This is a genomic window from Alitabrizicola rongguiensis, assembly GCF_021491355.1.
GTDB lineage: Bacteria > Pseudomonadota > Alphaproteobacteria > Rhodobacterales > Rhodobacteraceae > Aliitabrizicola > Aliitabrizicola rongguiensis.
Genome location: NZ_JAKENF010000005.1, coordinates 203,240 through 218,480, shown reverse-complemented (window position 1 = coordinate 218,480; position 15,241 = coordinate 203,240). Strand labels below are relative to the sequence as shown.

Genomic DNA, 15,241 nt, shown 5'->3' with positions numbered 1-15,241 from the left:
TTGAATAAGATCCGCAATCAATATTTCTGCCATAGGTTGAATTTTCATTCTCAACCGACTGAGATTGCGGCAAAATCTTGACACAAATTGGGCAATCATCATTCATGAATGTGACGTTTCTGCGTCAAGGTGTGGGGCGACATCTTCAGGGCCGTTGCTAGGGCGCGCCGGCCAAACGGTGATATTATGGTCAGTGACGGTGATATCGGGCCTTCTGTTCGCAGCGAAGTTGCTGCCGGCCTGCAACAAGCTCAGATTGTCTCGGCAATTGCCACCTGGTGCGAAGCATTGCATGGGTCGGCATCCATCGACGCAGCCTTCGCCGATCTGTGCGAAGGTCTCGGGGCGGAAGCGGGGCTTCTGATGCGCACGCGTCGTACCGACGGCCACCAGACCCGTATCGCACAACATGACCCGGGCGCCGAGCGGAGCTTTGGCCGCCCTTTGCGGCTAAGCCTCGCTGAATCCGTCTTCGGTCAGGCGCTCGACGGAGCGCGGGCCGGAACGATCTGGCACGAAGCCGACGCCCCAGAACCTTCGGATCCCTTTCTGCGCGAATTCCAGACCGCACGGGGTTTCCGCGAGTTCTGCGTGCTCGTCCTCGCCTCGGGGGCGACAGAGCGGGATGTCATCGAGCTTCACTTCCGCGATCCAAGGTCGGAAAGGGTCCATGCGACGCTGGCCGCCGTCTTGCCAACCGTCGCGCGCACCTGGGCCACGCGGCAGTTCGGCATCATTTCCCGCGACGTCGCGTTTCGCCGGCTGGATGCGGCTGCCCGCGGCGCTGCTGCACCGGCAGCGATCCTTGGTCCGATGAACCCTGCCCGGCTGAGCCGCTGCGAGTACCGGATCTGTCTTTGCCTGAGCCGCGGCCTATCGGTGCGCGGGGCCGCATCGGAACTCGGGATCACGGAAACGACTGTGCGATCGCATCTGCGCAGCATCTACGCCAAGACACAAACTGCCAGCCAGGCCGAGCTGTTGTTCAGGCTGATCGGTACCCGGGTCGTGGAAACCGGCAGCGCCACATTGCGCTATGCTTGACCCCTTCCCCCTAGCCACGGTTGGTCCGCTTTTCCTGCTGGCCCCGCTCCTGTGTGCAGTGGCCTATTTCGACTTGCGCTACATGCGGATTCCGAACTGGCTGAGCCTGCTGGCGCTGGCGACCTTCGCCCTTGCTTGCCTCATCGCCCCGCCCGAGGATCTGGGTCCGCGCCTTCTTGCCGGCGGCTCGGTCTTCCTGTTGGGATTTGCAGCCTTTGCCTTGGGGCTGATCGGCGGGGGTGACGTCAAGATCCTGTCCTGCCTGACACTCTTCATTCCGGCCTCGGGGCTTGCCGGCTTTGCACAACTCTTCGCGCTGTCGCTGGCCGTCGGCATAGTCGGCCTTACCTTGCTGCGCGCCATCCGCCCGCTGCGCCATATCGGCTGGCTCGGCCTGGCTGAGCAGCGCGGGTTTCCGATGGGAATTTCAATCGCCATGGCAGGACTGGCATATACCCTGATCGTTACGCTGCCGTCTCTCGCCTAGGTCCTGCCGGAACCTCCGGTCCCGGTGTCCGCACAGGACGAGCCATGGCTCGGCTTGCAATCGCGGCTCCCCGCCGCGCACAACCGGTATCGCGCATGATGCCGCCGCACGTTTCGCAATGCCGTCAAAGCGCGCTGCGCATCCGGTAGCCTGGCGCATGGTAAAGCCGGACAGAGGTGATCGGCTGCGCCTCGGTCCAGGTTGCCCGGTCGGTCACGAAAAGCGCCGCCCCTTCTTCCACGCCCAGGGCAACCGCCACGTCCGGCTCTGCGCCTTCCGCCGAAAAGGCAATGTCACCCGTTGCATAGGGGACGTGGCTCACAAGCCACTCATTCGCGCTGACCTGCGTGAAATCCGGCGCCTCGCCCACAAGCGCCGCGGGGTTCAGCCAGCGATCCTCGTAAGCCCAGGGCTGACCGTCGGCGAGGTGCAGCGTCCGAAGCCGCCGCAGGACAGTTCCCGCAGGAAGTCCAAGCCGCGCGACAACCGGCGGCGGCGCTGCTTCCATGCGATCCTCCAGCACTTGATGGCTGTAGGCCGCCCCCTTCCCTTCGACCTCCAGCCGGATCACCGCGATTTCCAGCAGCGCGCGGCGCGCCGGCAGCAGTGCCACGCGCGTGCCGGCCTTGCGCCGCCTCTCGATCACGCCGGTCGCGGCAAGTTCGCGCATCGCCCGGTTCACCGTCGCCCGAGCCACCCCGAATTCCTGAGCCAGCGTCTCCTCGCCCGGAATGGTGTCGCCCGGCGCCCAGAGGCGCGCGCGGATGCGGGCAGACACCTCGTCGCGGATCGACTCCCATCCCTGAGGTTGCATCAGAGTGCTTCCCGGAGATTGGCCATGGCATGGGCGTAAGCCGACGCGATCGCATCGCGGCGATGATGGCGACCGCCCGAGACAAGGTGTCGTCCCGCCGACCAGAGCTCGGCCACCGCGCCCTTTCCGAAGATGAAGGCATCGAGGATCGTGTCGCCCTCCCGCCCCGCAAGATCTGGGGCCGAAAGGTCGAGCGCGACGAGGTCCGCCCAAAGCCCCTCACGGATTTCCCCCGCCTCGCGACCCGCCGCCTGTGCGCCGCCCTGCGCCGCCCCCTCCCAGAGAACGCGACCTGTCGAGCGCTCTGGCACTGCCAGCACGGCGCGTCCCCGGTCGCGCAGGCGCTGCGAGTACTCGAACAGCCGCAACTCGCCGGACAGAGTGATGTCGACATTGCTGTCCGACCCCACGCCCCACCGGCCCCCGGCCTGGGTGAAGCGAACGCCATCGAAGATGCCGTCGCCAAGGTTTGCCTCGGTGATCGGGCACAGCCCCGCCACCGCCCCAGTCGCGGCGAGGCCCGTCGTCTCGTGGGGTTCCATCTGGGTGGCGTGGATCAGGCACCAGCGCGGATCGACATCCGTATTGGCCAACAGCCATTCGACTGGCCGCGCCCCATAGGCGGCCTTCACCTCCTCGACCTCGGCCACCTGTTCGGCCAGATGCAGGTGGATCGGCGCCTGCGGCGCAATCCCTGCCACCCAGTCGAGCGACCCGCGTGACACCGCCCTCAGCGAATGCGGCGCAACCCCCAGCCGCGTATCCCTTGGCAGATGCGCCAGCGCCTTCGCCGCCCCGTTCCACAGGTCCGCATAGCCATCGCGGTCATTGCCGAAGCGCAACTGGCCGCCGGCCAGCGCCCGTCCGTCGCAGCCGCCCTGATGATAGAGCACTGGCAGCAACGTCAGCCCCAGGCCGGACTCCGCCGCCGCAATGGCGATCCGCTCCGACATCTCGGCCCGGTTGGCATAGGCCACCCCACCCGGCGCATGGTGCAGGTAGTGGAACTCCGCCACCGCTGCATAACCCGCTTCGGCCATTTCCATCTGCACGAAGGCCGCGATCGCCTCGACATCCTCGGGCGTCAGCCGCTCGAGGAAGCGGTACATCAGGCTGCGCCAGGTCCAGAAGCTGTCCTGTCCGGCCGTCCGCGTCTCGGTAAGGCCGGCCATGGCGCGCTGAAAGGCATGGGAATGCAGGTTCACCGGCGCGGGCAGCAGGCAATCGACCACGATACCCCCTGCCGCCGAACCACTCACCACCGAGGCGATCCGCCCGCCGTCCAGCGCCACGGTCACATCCCGTGCCCAGCCTTCGGGTAGAAGGGCGGTCTTCGCATGGATCAGGGTCATCGGCATCCTCGCTTGACAGGGCTTATTATGTGCAGACATAATAGCGTCAATCTCAGACATAAGGCAAGCGGAATGGCGATTCTCCTAACAGGGGCGACGGCAGCGACGATGGAGGGCGGCTATGGCCTGATCCCCGATGCCGCGCTGGTGCTCGAGGGTGACCGGATCGAATGGATTGGCCCCGGGTCCGACCTGCCCGACGACTATGCCGGCTTTCCTGCCCGCGATCTTGGCGGACGCCTTGTGACCCCTTCCCTGATCGATTGCCACACCCACATCGTCTTTGGCGGCACCCGCGCGACCGAATTCGAGATGCGGCTGAACGGCGCCTCCTACGAAGAGATCGCCCGCGCCGGCGGAGGCATCCTGTCCACGGTGAAAGCCACCCGCGCCGCCTCCGAGGACGATCTGGTGGCCGCCGCCCTGCCGCGGCTCGACCAGATGCTGGCGGAAGGCGTAGCTACGGTCGAAGTGAAGTCAGGCTATGGCCTCGATGCCGAAACCGAGACCAAGATGCTCCGCGCCGCCCGCCGCCTTGGCCAGCTGCGCCCGGTGACCATCGTCACCACCTATCTCGGCGCCCATGCCGTGCCGCCCGACCACAAGGGCCGCGCCGATGCCTATCTCGACGAGGTGGCGATCCCGACGCTACGGCTGGCCCAAGCCGAAGGCCTGATCGACGCCGTCGACGCCTTCTGTGAGGGCATCGCCTTCTCGCCCGCCCAGGTGGAACGCCTGTTCACCGAGGCGCAGGCCCTCGGCCTGCGGGTGAAACTCCATGCCGAGCAACTCTCAAACCTCGGCGGCGCGGCGCTGGCCGCCCGCTTCAGTGCCCTCTCCGCCGACCACCTCGAATACCTTGACGAGGACGGCGTCATCGCCATGGCTGCCCATGGCACGGTCGCCGTGATCCTGCCCGGCGCGTTCTACACGCTGCGCGAGACGCAGCTGCCACCGATCGACCTGCTCAGACGGCACGGTGTCCCGATGGCAGTCGCCACCGACTGCAACCCCGGCACGGCGCCCATGAGTTCGCTTACGCTCGCCATGAACATGGCCTGCACCCTCTTCCGCATGACGCCCGAGGAGGCGCTACTCGGCGCCACCGCCCATGCCGCCCGTGCCCTCGGCCTCGCCGACCGGGGGCGCCTGGCCGCCGGCCTGCGCGCCGACCTCGCCATTTGGGACGCGAAGACCCCCGCCGAGCTTTCGTGGCGCATCGGCCCCACGCCCCTTCACGCCCGCATCTTCGGAGGCCAGATTGACCGCTGAAACCCTCATCCCCGGCGCGACCACGCTGGCCCAGCTCGAACGCATCTACCGGCAGGAGGTTGCAGCCCGCCTCGACGCCGGCGCGCGCGGCCCGGTCGAGTCCGCCGCGGCCCGCATCGCCGCCGCCGCCGCCGGAACCGAACCGGTCTATGGCGTGAACACCGGCTTCGGGAAGCTCGCCTCGCTGAAGATCGCGGCGAAAGACACCGCCACCCTCCAGCGCAACCTGATCCTTTCCCATTGCTGCGGCGTGGGCGAGCCGATGCCGCGCGCCGTCGCCCGGCTGATGATGGTGCTGAAGCTCCTGTCCCTCGGCCGCGGCGCCTCTGGCGTCCGGTGGGAGCTGATCGAGCTTCTGGAAGGCATGCTCGCCAATGGCGTCACCCCGATCATCCCTGCTCAAGGCTCGGTCGGCGCAAGCGGCGATCTCGCCCCCCTCGCCCACATGGCCGCGGTGATGATCGGCGAGGGCCATGCCGAGATCGGCGGAACCCACCTTCCCGGCGGCGAGGCCCTGGCCCTCGCCGGGCTGTCGCCGGTGATCCTCGGCCCGAAGGAAGGTCTCGCCCTCATCAACGGCACCCAGTTCTCCACCGCCTATGCGCTCGCGGGCCTATTCGACGCCTGGAATGCTGCGCGATCGGCCCTCGTCGTCTCGGCCCTCTCGACCGATGCGATCATGGGCTCGACCGCGCCCCTGGAACCGGAAATCCATGACCTGCGCGGCCATGCCGGCCAGATCGAAGCGGCGGCGGCAATGCGCGCGCTTCTCGACGGCTCGGTCATCCGCGAAAGCCACCGCGAGGGCGATACCCGAGTGCAGGACCCCTACTGCATCCGCTGCCAGCCGCAGGTCACCGGCGCGGCGATGGACGTGTTGCGCATGGCAGCCCGCACGCTCCAGACCGAGGCGAACGCCGCCACCGACAACCCGCTCGTCCTCACCTCGGGCGGCATCGTCTCGGGCGGCAACTTCCATGCCGAACCCGTTGGCTTCGCCGCCGACATGATCGCGCTTGCGATCAGCGAGATCGGCGCCATCGCGCAGCGCCGCGTGGCGCTGATGGTCGATCCGACGCTCAGCTTCGACCTGCCGCCCTTCCTGACCCCGAACCCGGGCCTGAACTCCGGCCTGATGATCGCCGAGGTCACGACCGCCGCCCTGATGAGCGAGAACAAGCACCTCGCCCATCCGACGGTGATCGACTCCACGCCGACCTCGGCCAACCAGGAGGATCACGTTTCGATGGCCGCCCATGGCGCGCGCCGCCTGACCCGGATGAACGCGAACCTCGCCCATATCCTCGGGGTCGAGGCACTCTGCGCCGCGCAGGGCATCGAGTTCCGCGCGCCGCTCGCCACCTCCGCCCCCCTCGCCCGCGTGATCGCCCGGCTTCGCCAAGACGTGGCGACGCTCGGCGAAGACCGCTACCTCGCCCCCGATCTCGAGGCCGCCGCGACGCTGATCGCCAGCGGCGCGCTGGCCGGGGCCGCCAAGACCGACCTGCCCCTTCTTCCGTTCTGAAAATATCCTGCGGGGGTCCGGGGGCGCAAAGCCCCCGGGGGCCTCCGCCAACCCGGAGCCCGATCATGACCAATCCCCGTCACAACATGCGCGACGTCTTCCCCGCGACCGGCACCGAGATCACCGCGAAAAGCTGGCTGACCGAGGCACCGATGCGGATGCTGATGAACAATCTCCACCCCGACGTCGCCGAGAACCCTCACGAGCTGGTTGTCTATGGCGGCATCGGCCGCGCCGCCCGCACCTGGGAGGATTTCGACCGCATCGTCGCCACGCTCAAGACGCTGAACGACGACGAGACGCTGCTCGTCCAGTCCGGCAAGCCCGTGGGCGTGTTCCGCACCCACAAGGACGCGCCGCGCGTGCTGATCGCCAACTCGAACCTCGTGCCGCACTGGGCGACCTGGGACCATTTCAACGAGTTGGACAAGAAGGGCCTCGCCATGTACGGTCAGATGACCGCCGGGTCCTGGATCTATATCGGCACGCAAGGCATCGTGCAGGGCACCTACGAGACCTTCGCCGAAGCCGGCCGCCAGCACTATGACGGCAACCTCAAGGGCAAGTGGATCCTGACCGGCGGCCTTGGCGGCATGGGCGGCGCGCAGCCGCTGGCCGCGGTCATGGCCGGGGCCTGCTGCCTCGCCGTCGAGGTCGACGAGACCCGCATCGATTTCCGCATCCGCACCCGCTACCTCGACGCCAAAGCGAAGACGCTGGACGAGGCGCTGGCGCTCATCGACGACTGGACGGCGAAGGGCGAGGCAAAGTCTGTCGGCCTGCTCGGCAATGCGGCCGAGATCTTCCCCGAACTGGTCAAGCGGATGAAATCCGGCGGTCATCGCCCCGACATCGTCACCGACCAGACCTCGGCCCATGACCCGCTGCACGGCTATTGCCCGGCGGGCTGGACGGTCGCGGAATGGCGGGCCAAGCAGGAAAGCGATCCGCACGCCGTAGAGAAGGCCGCGCGCGCCAGCATGAAGACCCATGTCGCGGCGATGGTCGACTTCTGGAATGCCGGCGTGCCGACGCTCGACTATGGCAACAACATCCGCCAGGTCGCCCAGGACGAGGGGCTGGAGAATGCCTTCGCCTTCCCGGGCTTCGTGCCGGCCTATATCCGCCCGCTCTTCTGCAAAGGCATCGGCCCCTTCCGCTGGTGTGCGCTGTCGGGCGATCCGTCGGACATCCACAAGACCGATGCGGCGATGAAGAAGCTCTTCCCCGAGAACCACCACCTGCACCGCTGGCTCGACATGGCGCAGGAGCGGATCGCCTTCCAGGGCCTGCCCGCGCGCATCTGCTGGATCGGCCTCGGCGACCGGCACCGGGCGGGGCTGATGTTCAACGAGATGGTGAAGTCGGGCGAGCTGAAGGCCCCGATCGTCATCGGCCGCGACCATCTCGACAGTGGATCGGTCGCCTCGCCCAACCGCGAGACCGAGGCGATGAAGGACGGCTCGGACGCCGTCTCCGACTGGCCGCTCCTGAACGCGCTCCTGAACACCGCAAGTGGTGCCACCTGGGTCTCGCTCCATCACGGCGGCGGCGTGGGCATGGGCTTCAGCCAGCATTCCGGCATGGTCGTGGTCGCCGACGGCACCGATGACGCCGCGCGGCGGCTGTCGAACGTGCTCTGGAACGACCCGGCGACCGGCGTCATGCGCCATGCCGATGCAGGCTATGACATCGCCAAGGACTGCGCCCGCGAACACGGCCTGCGCTTGCCGGGGATCCTCGGGAACTGAGGAGCCTTCGCCGGACCGGGAAACTCTCCGGTGGAGAGTTTCCCGGTCCGTTGCCGAAGGGCGCAAGTCCGCCGACAAGGGGCCTTCCAAACTGGAAGCGTTTCCCAATCCGGCCACGCCCGCCTCGGGACAAATCCGGCTGGGGATCGGGCGTCGCGCCCCCAAAAGCCCTACCCCAGCCGTTCCTCCAGAAACGCCGCCGCCTGCGCAATCGCCCGCCGGCCCTCGGCCAGCCGCTTCTGCCAGACCGGAAAGGCATGGATCATCCGCGGATAGACCTGCAGCGTCACCGCCACATGGGCAACACCCATCTTCCGCGCCAGCCGAAGCGAGTCGTCGAGCAGCGTTTCGTCCGACCCGACCTGGATCAAGGTCGGCGGCAGACCCGCCATATCGCCGAAGAGCGGCGACACCAGCGGATCGCGCGGGTCATGCCCCGCCAGATAGGCCTCGGCGAGGCTTTCCAGATAGGCCTTGTGGATCAGCGGATCGACCGCATCCTCCTCACTCATGCTCTCGCCGCTCATCGTAAGGTCCGTCCAGGGCGACAAGAGCCAGGCGCAGCCCGGCAGCGCCTCGCCCCGCGCCCGCAGCGTCATCATCAGCGCCAGCGACAGGCCCCCGCCGGCGCTGTCGCCCGCCACGCAGATGCGTTCAGCCGCGATCCCCTGCGCCCGCAGCCAGCCCCATGCGCCAAGAGCATCCTCCAGCGCGGCCGGATAGGGATGCTCCGGCGCGAGCCGGAAGCCGAGCGCCAGCGTCCGCACCCGCGCCGCTTTCGCGATGCCGCCGGCAACCGTGCGATGGCTGGCGATGGAGCCCGAGCAATAGCCGCCACCGTGCAGGTAAAGGACAACACGGTCGGCCCGGCTCTCCAGCGTGGCAGACCATTCCGCGGGTCGCCCTGCCGCCATGACGGCCGAGAAACTCACGCCCTCCGGCACCCCATCGGCGGTGCAGACCTCGTCCATCCGGGCGCGGCGTTCGTCCCACCCGACCGGGCGGGGCTTGGCGTGAAGCAGGGCGCGCAGTTCGTCGATATCCGCCATGCGCCCGCCCTTTCTTATTTGGTCGTCAAGACCGCCGAGACCGGCGCCAGCGCCACCTGCGAGGCGCGCCCCTCGACCGTCCAGGCAAGGATCGTCGCCACGGTCTCGGGCTTGGCCGAGCCGATGACGGTCACGCTGCCCTCCTGCGCCGCCTTGAAGGCGGCCCGGTCGAGATAGCGGCGGATGGTCGGCGCGGATTCGCCCTGCGCATCGAGCTTGCGGAAGATGCGCGCGGCCGGAACCTGATCCCGGCTGGCCACCTGCGCCGCGGAATCGAGACCCGCGTCATAGGTCAGGATACCGCGACCGCTTGCCCCGACGATCCCGACCACATCAGCAGAGAGCGTCCGGTCCGACTGGAACCCATTCTCGGGCAGGTCGAGGACAGCAACGGCCTGCGGCACAGCAGCATCATGGGCGGCGAAGGTCACCTCGAGATCCGATGCGGTTGCCCCTTTCGGAATTCCGGTTGCCAGCACCACCACCTCATGCCCCGCCTTGCGGTAGGTCTCGGCGATCTTGCCGCTGTCGGGGAGCATCGGATCCAGCGCGAAGGTCACCGGGATCGGCAGAGCGGCCAACGCGGCACGATCCAGCGTCGGGCTGCCGTCATCGACAAGGATGATGGCGAAGGCAGGTTTGCCGTCGAGATTGGCGAAGTCCACGGAATTGCGGGTAAGCGGTGTCTCGGGCGCCGCCGCCATGTCAGTCTCTTCCTCCGCCTTCGGCTCGACACCGATCTGCGGCAAGGCACCGACCTTCACTCCGGGCACCTCGTTTTCGAAACCGGTCTTCGGCTTGGCCGGCTCTGGCGCCTGGTCCGTGGTCTCGACCATATTCGCCCCGGACTCCGGCCCGTCCTGTCCGGGCGAGATGATGCGCGGCAAGGCGGCGTCACCTTGCCCGGCGTCCTCGGTTGCCGGGGCGGTCTTGGCCAGCGCCTCTTCCTCTGGGGTCAACGGCGGCGGCGGTGGCAGGTCGGCGGCTTCCGGGCTCGTCTCTGCTGCCGGTGCGGCCAGATCGGGGCTCGCACCGGGAGCCGCCGGGGGCGCCACCATTGCCAATTCCGGGGCACTGTCTTCGCCAACGGGGGCGGACGGCGCCGACGGCCCTTCCAGCGAAGGTTCGGGCAGGCCCGCGCTCGCGGTATCGGCGGCGGGCGGCGTGGGAACATCGGTCGTACCGACCACCGCCGGTACGTTTTCCTGGGCCGGAGCGTTGGATTGTTCAGGCAGTGCCGGGGTGATCTCGGCTGGTGGACGGTTGAATTCCGATCCGGAGGGTACCTCCAGACTGTCCTGCGCCGCGGCGGTCTCGACGTCCTGCGAACTGGCCTGTGGCGCCACAGGCTCCGTGGCGGTCGGGGTTTCCTCTGTCGAGACAGTCTGCCCGGTCGTCGCATCCTGTCCGGAACTGGCCTGCCCAGTCGCTTGAGCCTCGGCAGCGGGGGGCTCGGCTGCCGTAGGTTCGGGTGCTGCCGGCTCGACCGCCGAAGGTTCCGCAGGCGCCGGCTGGGTTGCGGCGACCGGCGTCCCCGGCATGGGCGCCATTTCGGACGAAACCACCAGACCGAGCGCACCCACGACGGCGCCCCAGATCACACCTGATGCGAAACCGCGCAACTGCTACCCCCTGTATTGCCACCCTGCCCCGTCCGCCCCGGAGGCCCCGATCCAGCATCTTCGGCCGGCATCTTTGCCTTGACGCCCCTCGGCGGCTCGGCCCATGTATAGCGCGACCCTGCGCGGGGATCATCCGAAAAAGCCGAAAGTGCCTGCGGCCATGCTGCTATTGATCGATAACTACGACAGTTTCACCTACAACCTCGTCCATTACCTGGGCGAACTGGGGGCCGAGGTGAAGGTCGTGCGCAACGATGCGCTCGACGTGCAGCAGGCGATGGCGCTGCGCCCGTCCTCGATCGTGCTGTCTCCCGGCCCCTGCGATCCGGCCCAGGCCGGCATCTGCCTGCCGCTGACCACGGCGGCGGCCGAGGCGCGCATCCCTCTGCTTGGCGTCTGCCTTGGCCACCAGACCATCGGCGAAGCCTTCGGCGGCCATGTCATCCGCTGCCACGAGATCGTACACGGCAAGATGGGGACCATGTATCACGAAGGCAAAGGCGTATTCCGCGGCCTGCCCTCGCCCTTCCTCGCCACCCGCTACCATTCGCTGATCGTCGAGCGCGAGACGCTGCCGGACTGCCTCGAGGTCACCGCCTGGCTCGAGGACGGCACGATCATGGGCCTGCGTCACAAGGACCGCCCGATCGAGGGCGTGCAGTTCCATCCCGAAAGCATCGCCTCGGAGCATGGCCACCAGTTGCTGCGCAACTTCCTCGAGATGGCGCGGGACGCGGTCCCGGCATGAGCGACCGCCTGAAACCGTTGATCGGGCTGGCGGCGACCCGGCCCCTGACCCGCGCCGAGGCCGAGACCGCCTTTGAAGCGCTTTTCGAGGGCGAGGCGACCCCGGCCCAGACCGGTGGCTTCCTGATGGCGCTGCGTGCCCGAGGCGAAACGGTCGAGGAATATGCCGCCGCCGCCACGGTCATGCGCGCGAAATGCCACAAGGTCCGGGCGCCGGACGGCGCGATGGACATCGTCGGAACCGGCGGCGATGGCAAGGGCACGCTGAACATCTCGACCGCGACCGCCTTCGTCGTGGCCGGCGCCGGCGTGGTGGTGGCCAAGCATGGCAACCGCAACCTGTCCTCCAAGTCCGGCGCGGCGGATGCGCTGACCGAGCTGGGCATCAATGTCATGGTCGGGCCGGACGTGGTCGAGCGGGCTCTGTCCGAGGCCGGGATCGGCTTCATGATGGCGCCGATGCACCATCCGGCGATGCGCCATGTCGGCCCGGTGCGCGCCGAGCTCGGCACGCGGACGATCTTCAACATCCTCGGGCCGCTGACCAACCCCGCCGGGGTGAAGCGGCAGCTGACCGGTACCTTCTCGCCCGCGCTGATCCGCCCGATGGCCGAAACGCTGTTGGCCCTTGGTGCCGAGCGGGCATGGCTCGTCCATGGCGGCGACGGGACGGACGAGATCTCGATCGCCCTGCCGACCCGGGTCGCGGCGCTGGAGAACGGCGCGATCCGCGAGTTCGACCTGCATCCTGAGGAAGCAGGCCTGCCCGCCCATCCATTCGAAGCCATTCTCGGGGGCACACCCGCCGAGAATGCCGCGGCGCTGCGGGCTTTGCTCGATGGCGCAACCGGGGCCTATCGGGACGCGGTCCTTCTGAATGCGGCGGCAGCTCTGATCGTTGCGGAGAAGGCGGCGACCCTGCGCGAGGGCGTGGAACTCGCACGCGAGAGCCTCGACAGCGGGGCTGCGCGGGCGAAAGTGGCCGCTGTGGCCCGGATAACAACTGCAGCCTGACCCTTGCGCCCACGATTTTTCTGCGAAAAATCAGGCCGAAGCTGAGTTACCGATTTTTCGCAGAAAAATCGTTTGGGGAAAAGACACTCGCATGGCGACCATTCTCGACAGGATCAAGGCCTACAAACTCGAAGATGTCTCCCGCCGGAAAGCGGAGAGGCCACTGGCCATGGTCGAAGAGGCGGCGCGCGATGCTGATCCCACGCGCGGCTTCGCCGCTGCCCTGCGCGACGCTGCGGGATCGGGATACGGCCTGATCGCCGAGATCAAGAAGGCAAGCCCCTCCAAGGGCCTGATCCGGGCCGACTTCGACCCGCCGGAGCTGGCCCGCGCCTATGAGCGGGGCGGGGCGTCCTGCCTTTCGGTCCTGACCGACGGTCCCTCCTTCCAGGGCGATGACAGCTACCTCGTCGCCGCCCGTTCGGCGACCCGCCTGCCCTGCCTGCGCAAGGACTTCCTCTACGATCCCTGGCAGGTGGTGGAATCGCGCGCCCTCGGCGCCGACTGCATCCTCATCATCATGGCTTCGCTCTCCGACGCGCAGGCCGCCGAACTCGAGGACGCAGCCGTCCACTGGAACATGGACGTGCTGATCGAGGTCCATGACGAGGCCGAACTCGAACGGGCGGCACGCCTGCGCTCGCCGCTGATCGGCATCAACAACCGCAACCTCCATACCTTCGAGGTCACGCTTGACACGACGCGGAAACTTGCGCGGCGCGTGCCCGAGGACCGGATGATCGTTTCGGAGAGCGGGCTTTACACCCCCGAGGATCTGGCGGACATGGCCCGTTACGGCGCCCGCTGCTTCCTGATCGGCGAAAGCCTGATGCGCCAGCCCGACGTCGAGGCCGCGACGCGGGCCATCCTCGCCAATCCGCGCACGGCCCAGGGCGGGCTCTGATGGGCGGCAAGGGCCTTACCCATTTCGATGCCGAGGGTCGAGCCCACATGGTCGATGTTTCGGAAAAGGCCGTGACCGACCGCATCGCGGTGGCGCGCGGCGCGGTGCGGATGTTGCCCGAGACGCTGGCGCTCATCACTGAAGGCCGCGCGAAAAAGGGCGATGTCCTCGGCGTTGCTAGGCTTGCCGGCATAATGGGGGCGAAGAGGACCGCCGACCTGATCCCGCTCTGCCACCCCCTGCCTCTCGCAAAGGTCGCCATCGACCTGACCCCGGATCCCGATCTTCCCGGCATCCGGATCGAGGCCACCGTCAAGACCACCGGCCAGACCGGGGTCGAGATGGAGGCGCTGACCGCCGTCAGCGTGGCCGCGCTGACCGTCTATGACATGGTCAAGGCCGTGGACAAGGCGATGGAGATCCTCGGCATCGAGGTGATCCTGAAAGATGGCGGTAAATCAGGTCGTTACGAGGCGAAGCGATGATTTCTGTCGAAGAGGCGCTGGCACGTGTGACCGCCCTCGCCCCGACATTGCCCTGCGAGACCGTCCCGCTTGCCGCCGCATCGGGACGCGTGATGGCCGAAGCCGCGATTGCCCGATTGACCCAGCCGCCTTTCGATGCCTCGGCAATGGATGGCTATGCGGTCGCCGACCCGGTGCACCCGGGCGACCGCCTTGCCGTGACCGGCATTTCGGCTGCCGGCCACGCCTTTGCCGGCCGGGTCGAGTCCGGCGAGGCCGTGCGCATCTTCACCGGCGCACCGGTGCCCGAAGGGGCGACCCGCGTCGTGATCCAGGAGGATGTGACAGCGGAAGGGTCCACGATCCTGCTTGGCCACGGCCTCGACGGCTCGACCAACATTCGCCCGGCGGGCCAGGATTTTCGTCTGGGCGACAGCCTGTCGCCCAGACGGCTGCGCCCTGCCGACCTTGCGCTTCTTGCCGCAATGAACATTGACCGCGTTGCCGTTCGCCGCCGACCGGTCGTCGCCCTGATCGCCACCGGTGACGAGCTGGTGATGCCGGGCGAGGCCCTACGCCCCGACCAGATCATCGCCTCGAACGGCTACGCGTTGAGAGCGATGGCCGAGGCCGAGGGTGCCGAGGTTCGCATGTTGCCCATCGCGCGCGACACTGAGGCCGACCTCGCCACCGTCTTCGGGCTGGCCGAGGGCGCCGACCTGATCGTCACCATCGGCGGCGCCTCGGTCGGGGATCATGATCTGGTCGGCAAGGTTGCGGGCGATCTTGGGCTGGAGCGGGCTTTCTACAAGGTCGCGATGCGGCCCGGCAAACCTCTGATGGCGGGGCGGCTCATGGGGGCGGCAATGCTAGGCCTGCCGGGCAATCCGGTCTCGTCCATCGTCTGCGGCCACCTGTTCATGCTGCCGCTGATCCGGGCGATGCTGGGCCTGCCGACGGCCCATCCCCTGCGACGCGCCACGCTTGGCGCCGAGGTCGGCGCAAACGGCAACCGGGCCCACTACATGCGGGCGCGTCTTTCCTCCGGCCCCGGCCTGCCGATCGTTACCCCGTTTGACCGGCAGGACTCGGCCCTTCTGTCGATCCTGTCGCAGGCCGACGCGCTCCTTGTCCGGCCCATCGGAGACGGCCCTCGCGGCCCCGGCATCGAGGTGAACTACCTGCCGATCTGACCC

14 protein-coding genes are annotated in these 15,241 nt (G+C 67.9%); 10 read left to right on the top strand and 4 right to left on the bottom strand.

Going from position 1 to position 15,241, the window contains the following annotated elements:
* The first annotated feature begins 363 nt into the window (after nucleotides 1-363).
* Nucleotides 364-1,044 carry a helix-turn-helix transcriptional regulator gene (locus tag L0V05_RS19335; RefSeq protein ID WP_234873136.1) on the top strand — a complete coding sequence of 227 codons (681 nt, stop codon included), beginning with the start codon at nucleotides 364-366 and terminating at the stop codon, nucleotides 1,042-1,044.
* Nucleotides 1,037-1,531 (top strand): prepilin peptidase, encoded by a 495-nt coding sequence (locus L0V05_RS19330; RefSeq protein ID WP_234873135.1) that lies wholly within the window; start codon nucleotides 1,037-1,039, stop codon nucleotides 1,529-1,531. The genes L0V05_RS19335 and L0V05_RS19330 overlap by 8 nt, the downstream gene beginning before the upstream one ends.
* A 124-nt stretch (nucleotides 1,532-1,655) precedes the next feature.
* Here L0V05_RS19330 and hutC read toward each other — a convergent pair whose 3' ends face one another.
* A complete protein-coding gene (gene hutC, locus L0V05_RS19325) occupies nucleotides 1,656-2,345 on the bottom strand; it encodes a histidine utilization transcriptional repressor HutC (RefSeq protein ID WP_234873134.1) in 690 nt (229 codons plus the stop codon).
* Nucleotides 2,345-3,697, bottom strand: coding sequence for a formimidoylglutamate deiminase (locus L0V05_RS19320; RefSeq protein WP_234873133.1), 1,353 nt, complete (start codon nucleotides 3,695-3,697; stop codon nucleotides 2,345-2,347). The genes hutC and L0V05_RS19320 overlap by 1 nt, the downstream gene beginning before the upstream one ends.
* A gap of 72 nt (nucleotides 3,698-3,769) precedes the next feature.
* Between L0V05_RS19320 and hutI the strand changes: the two genes are divergently transcribed.
* From hutI to hutU, 3 genes are all read left to right on the top strand, one after another.
* Nucleotides 3,770-4,969 carry an imidazolonepropionase gene (hutI, locus tag L0V05_RS19315; protein ID WP_234873132.1) on the top strand — a complete coding sequence of 400 codons (1,200 nt, stop codon included), beginning with the start codon at nucleotides 3,770-3,772 and terminating at the stop codon, nucleotides 4,967-4,969.
* Nucleotides 4,959-6,494 (top strand): histidine ammonia-lyase, encoded by a 1,536-nt coding sequence (gene hutH / locus L0V05_RS19310; protein ID WP_234873131.1) that lies wholly within the window; start codon nucleotides 4,959-4,961, stop codon nucleotides 6,492-6,494. Before hutI ends, hutH begins: the two co-directional genes overlap by 11 nt.
* Nucleotides 6,495-6,559: 65 nt before the next feature.
* Nucleotides 6,560-8,245, top strand: coding sequence for a urocanate hydratase (gene hutU / locus L0V05_RS19305; RefSeq protein ID WP_234873130.1), 1,686 nt, complete (start codon nucleotides 6,560-6,562; stop codon nucleotides 8,243-8,245).
* 170 nt (nucleotides 8,246-8,415) lie between these two features.
* Here hutU and L0V05_RS19300 read toward each other — a convergent pair whose 3' ends face one another.
* Nucleotides 8,416-9,294 (bottom strand): alpha/beta hydrolase, encoded by an 879-nt coding sequence (locus tag L0V05_RS19300; RefSeq protein WP_234873129.1) that lies wholly within the window; start codon nucleotides 9,292-9,294, stop codon nucleotides 8,416-8,418.
* Between the two features lie 14 nt (nucleotides 9,295-9,308).
* The gene (locus tag L0V05_RS19295) at nucleotides 9,309-10,916 is read right to left on the bottom strand and encodes a divergent polysaccharide deacetylase family protein (RefSeq protein WP_234873128.1); all 1,608 of its coding nucleotides are present in this window, start codon (nucleotides 10,914-10,916) and stop codon (nucleotides 9,309-9,311) included.
* A 160-nt stretch (nucleotides 10,917-11,076) separates the two neighbouring features.
* Between L0V05_RS19295 and L0V05_RS19290 the strand changes: the two genes are divergently transcribed.
* The 5 genes from L0V05_RS19290 to L0V05_RS19270 all read left to right on the top strand — a co-directional run bounded on the left by L0V05_RS19290 (nucleotide 11,077) and on the right by L0V05_RS19270 (nucleotide 15,238).
* Entirely contained in the window at nucleotides 11,077-11,664 is a 588-nt protein-coding gene (locus tag L0V05_RS19290) for an anthranilate synthase component II (RefSeq protein WP_234873127.1), read from the top strand.
* Nucleotides 11,661-12,677: an anthranilate phosphoribosyltransferase gene (gene trpD / locus L0V05_RS19285; RefSeq protein WP_234873126.1), complete on the top strand. Its 1,017-nt coding sequence runs from the start codon at nucleotides 11,661-11,663 to the stop codon at nucleotides 12,675-12,677. Before L0V05_RS19290 ends, trpD begins: the two co-directional genes overlap by 4 nt.
* A gap of 91 nt (nucleotides 12,678-12,768) precedes the next feature.
* A complete protein-coding gene (gene trpC / locus L0V05_RS19280) occupies nucleotides 12,769-13,581 on the top strand; it encodes an indole-3-glycerol phosphate synthase TrpC (RefSeq protein ID WP_234873125.1) in 813 nt (270 codons plus the stop codon).
* Nucleotides 13,581-14,066 carry a cyclic pyranopterin monophosphate synthase MoaC gene (moaC, locus tag L0V05_RS19275; protein ID WP_234873124.1) on the top strand — a complete coding sequence of 162 codons (486 nt, stop codon included), beginning with the start codon at nucleotides 13,581-13,583 and terminating at the stop codon, nucleotides 14,064-14,066. The genes trpC and moaC overlap by 1 nt, the downstream gene beginning before the upstream one ends.
* Entirely contained in the window at nucleotides 14,063-15,238 is a 1,176-nt protein-coding gene (locus L0V05_RS19270; protein ID WP_234873123.1) for a molybdopterin molybdotransferase MoeA, read from the top strand. Before moaC ends, L0V05_RS19270 begins: the two co-directional genes overlap by 4 nt.
* Nucleotides 15,239-15,241 lie beyond the last annotated feature (3 nt).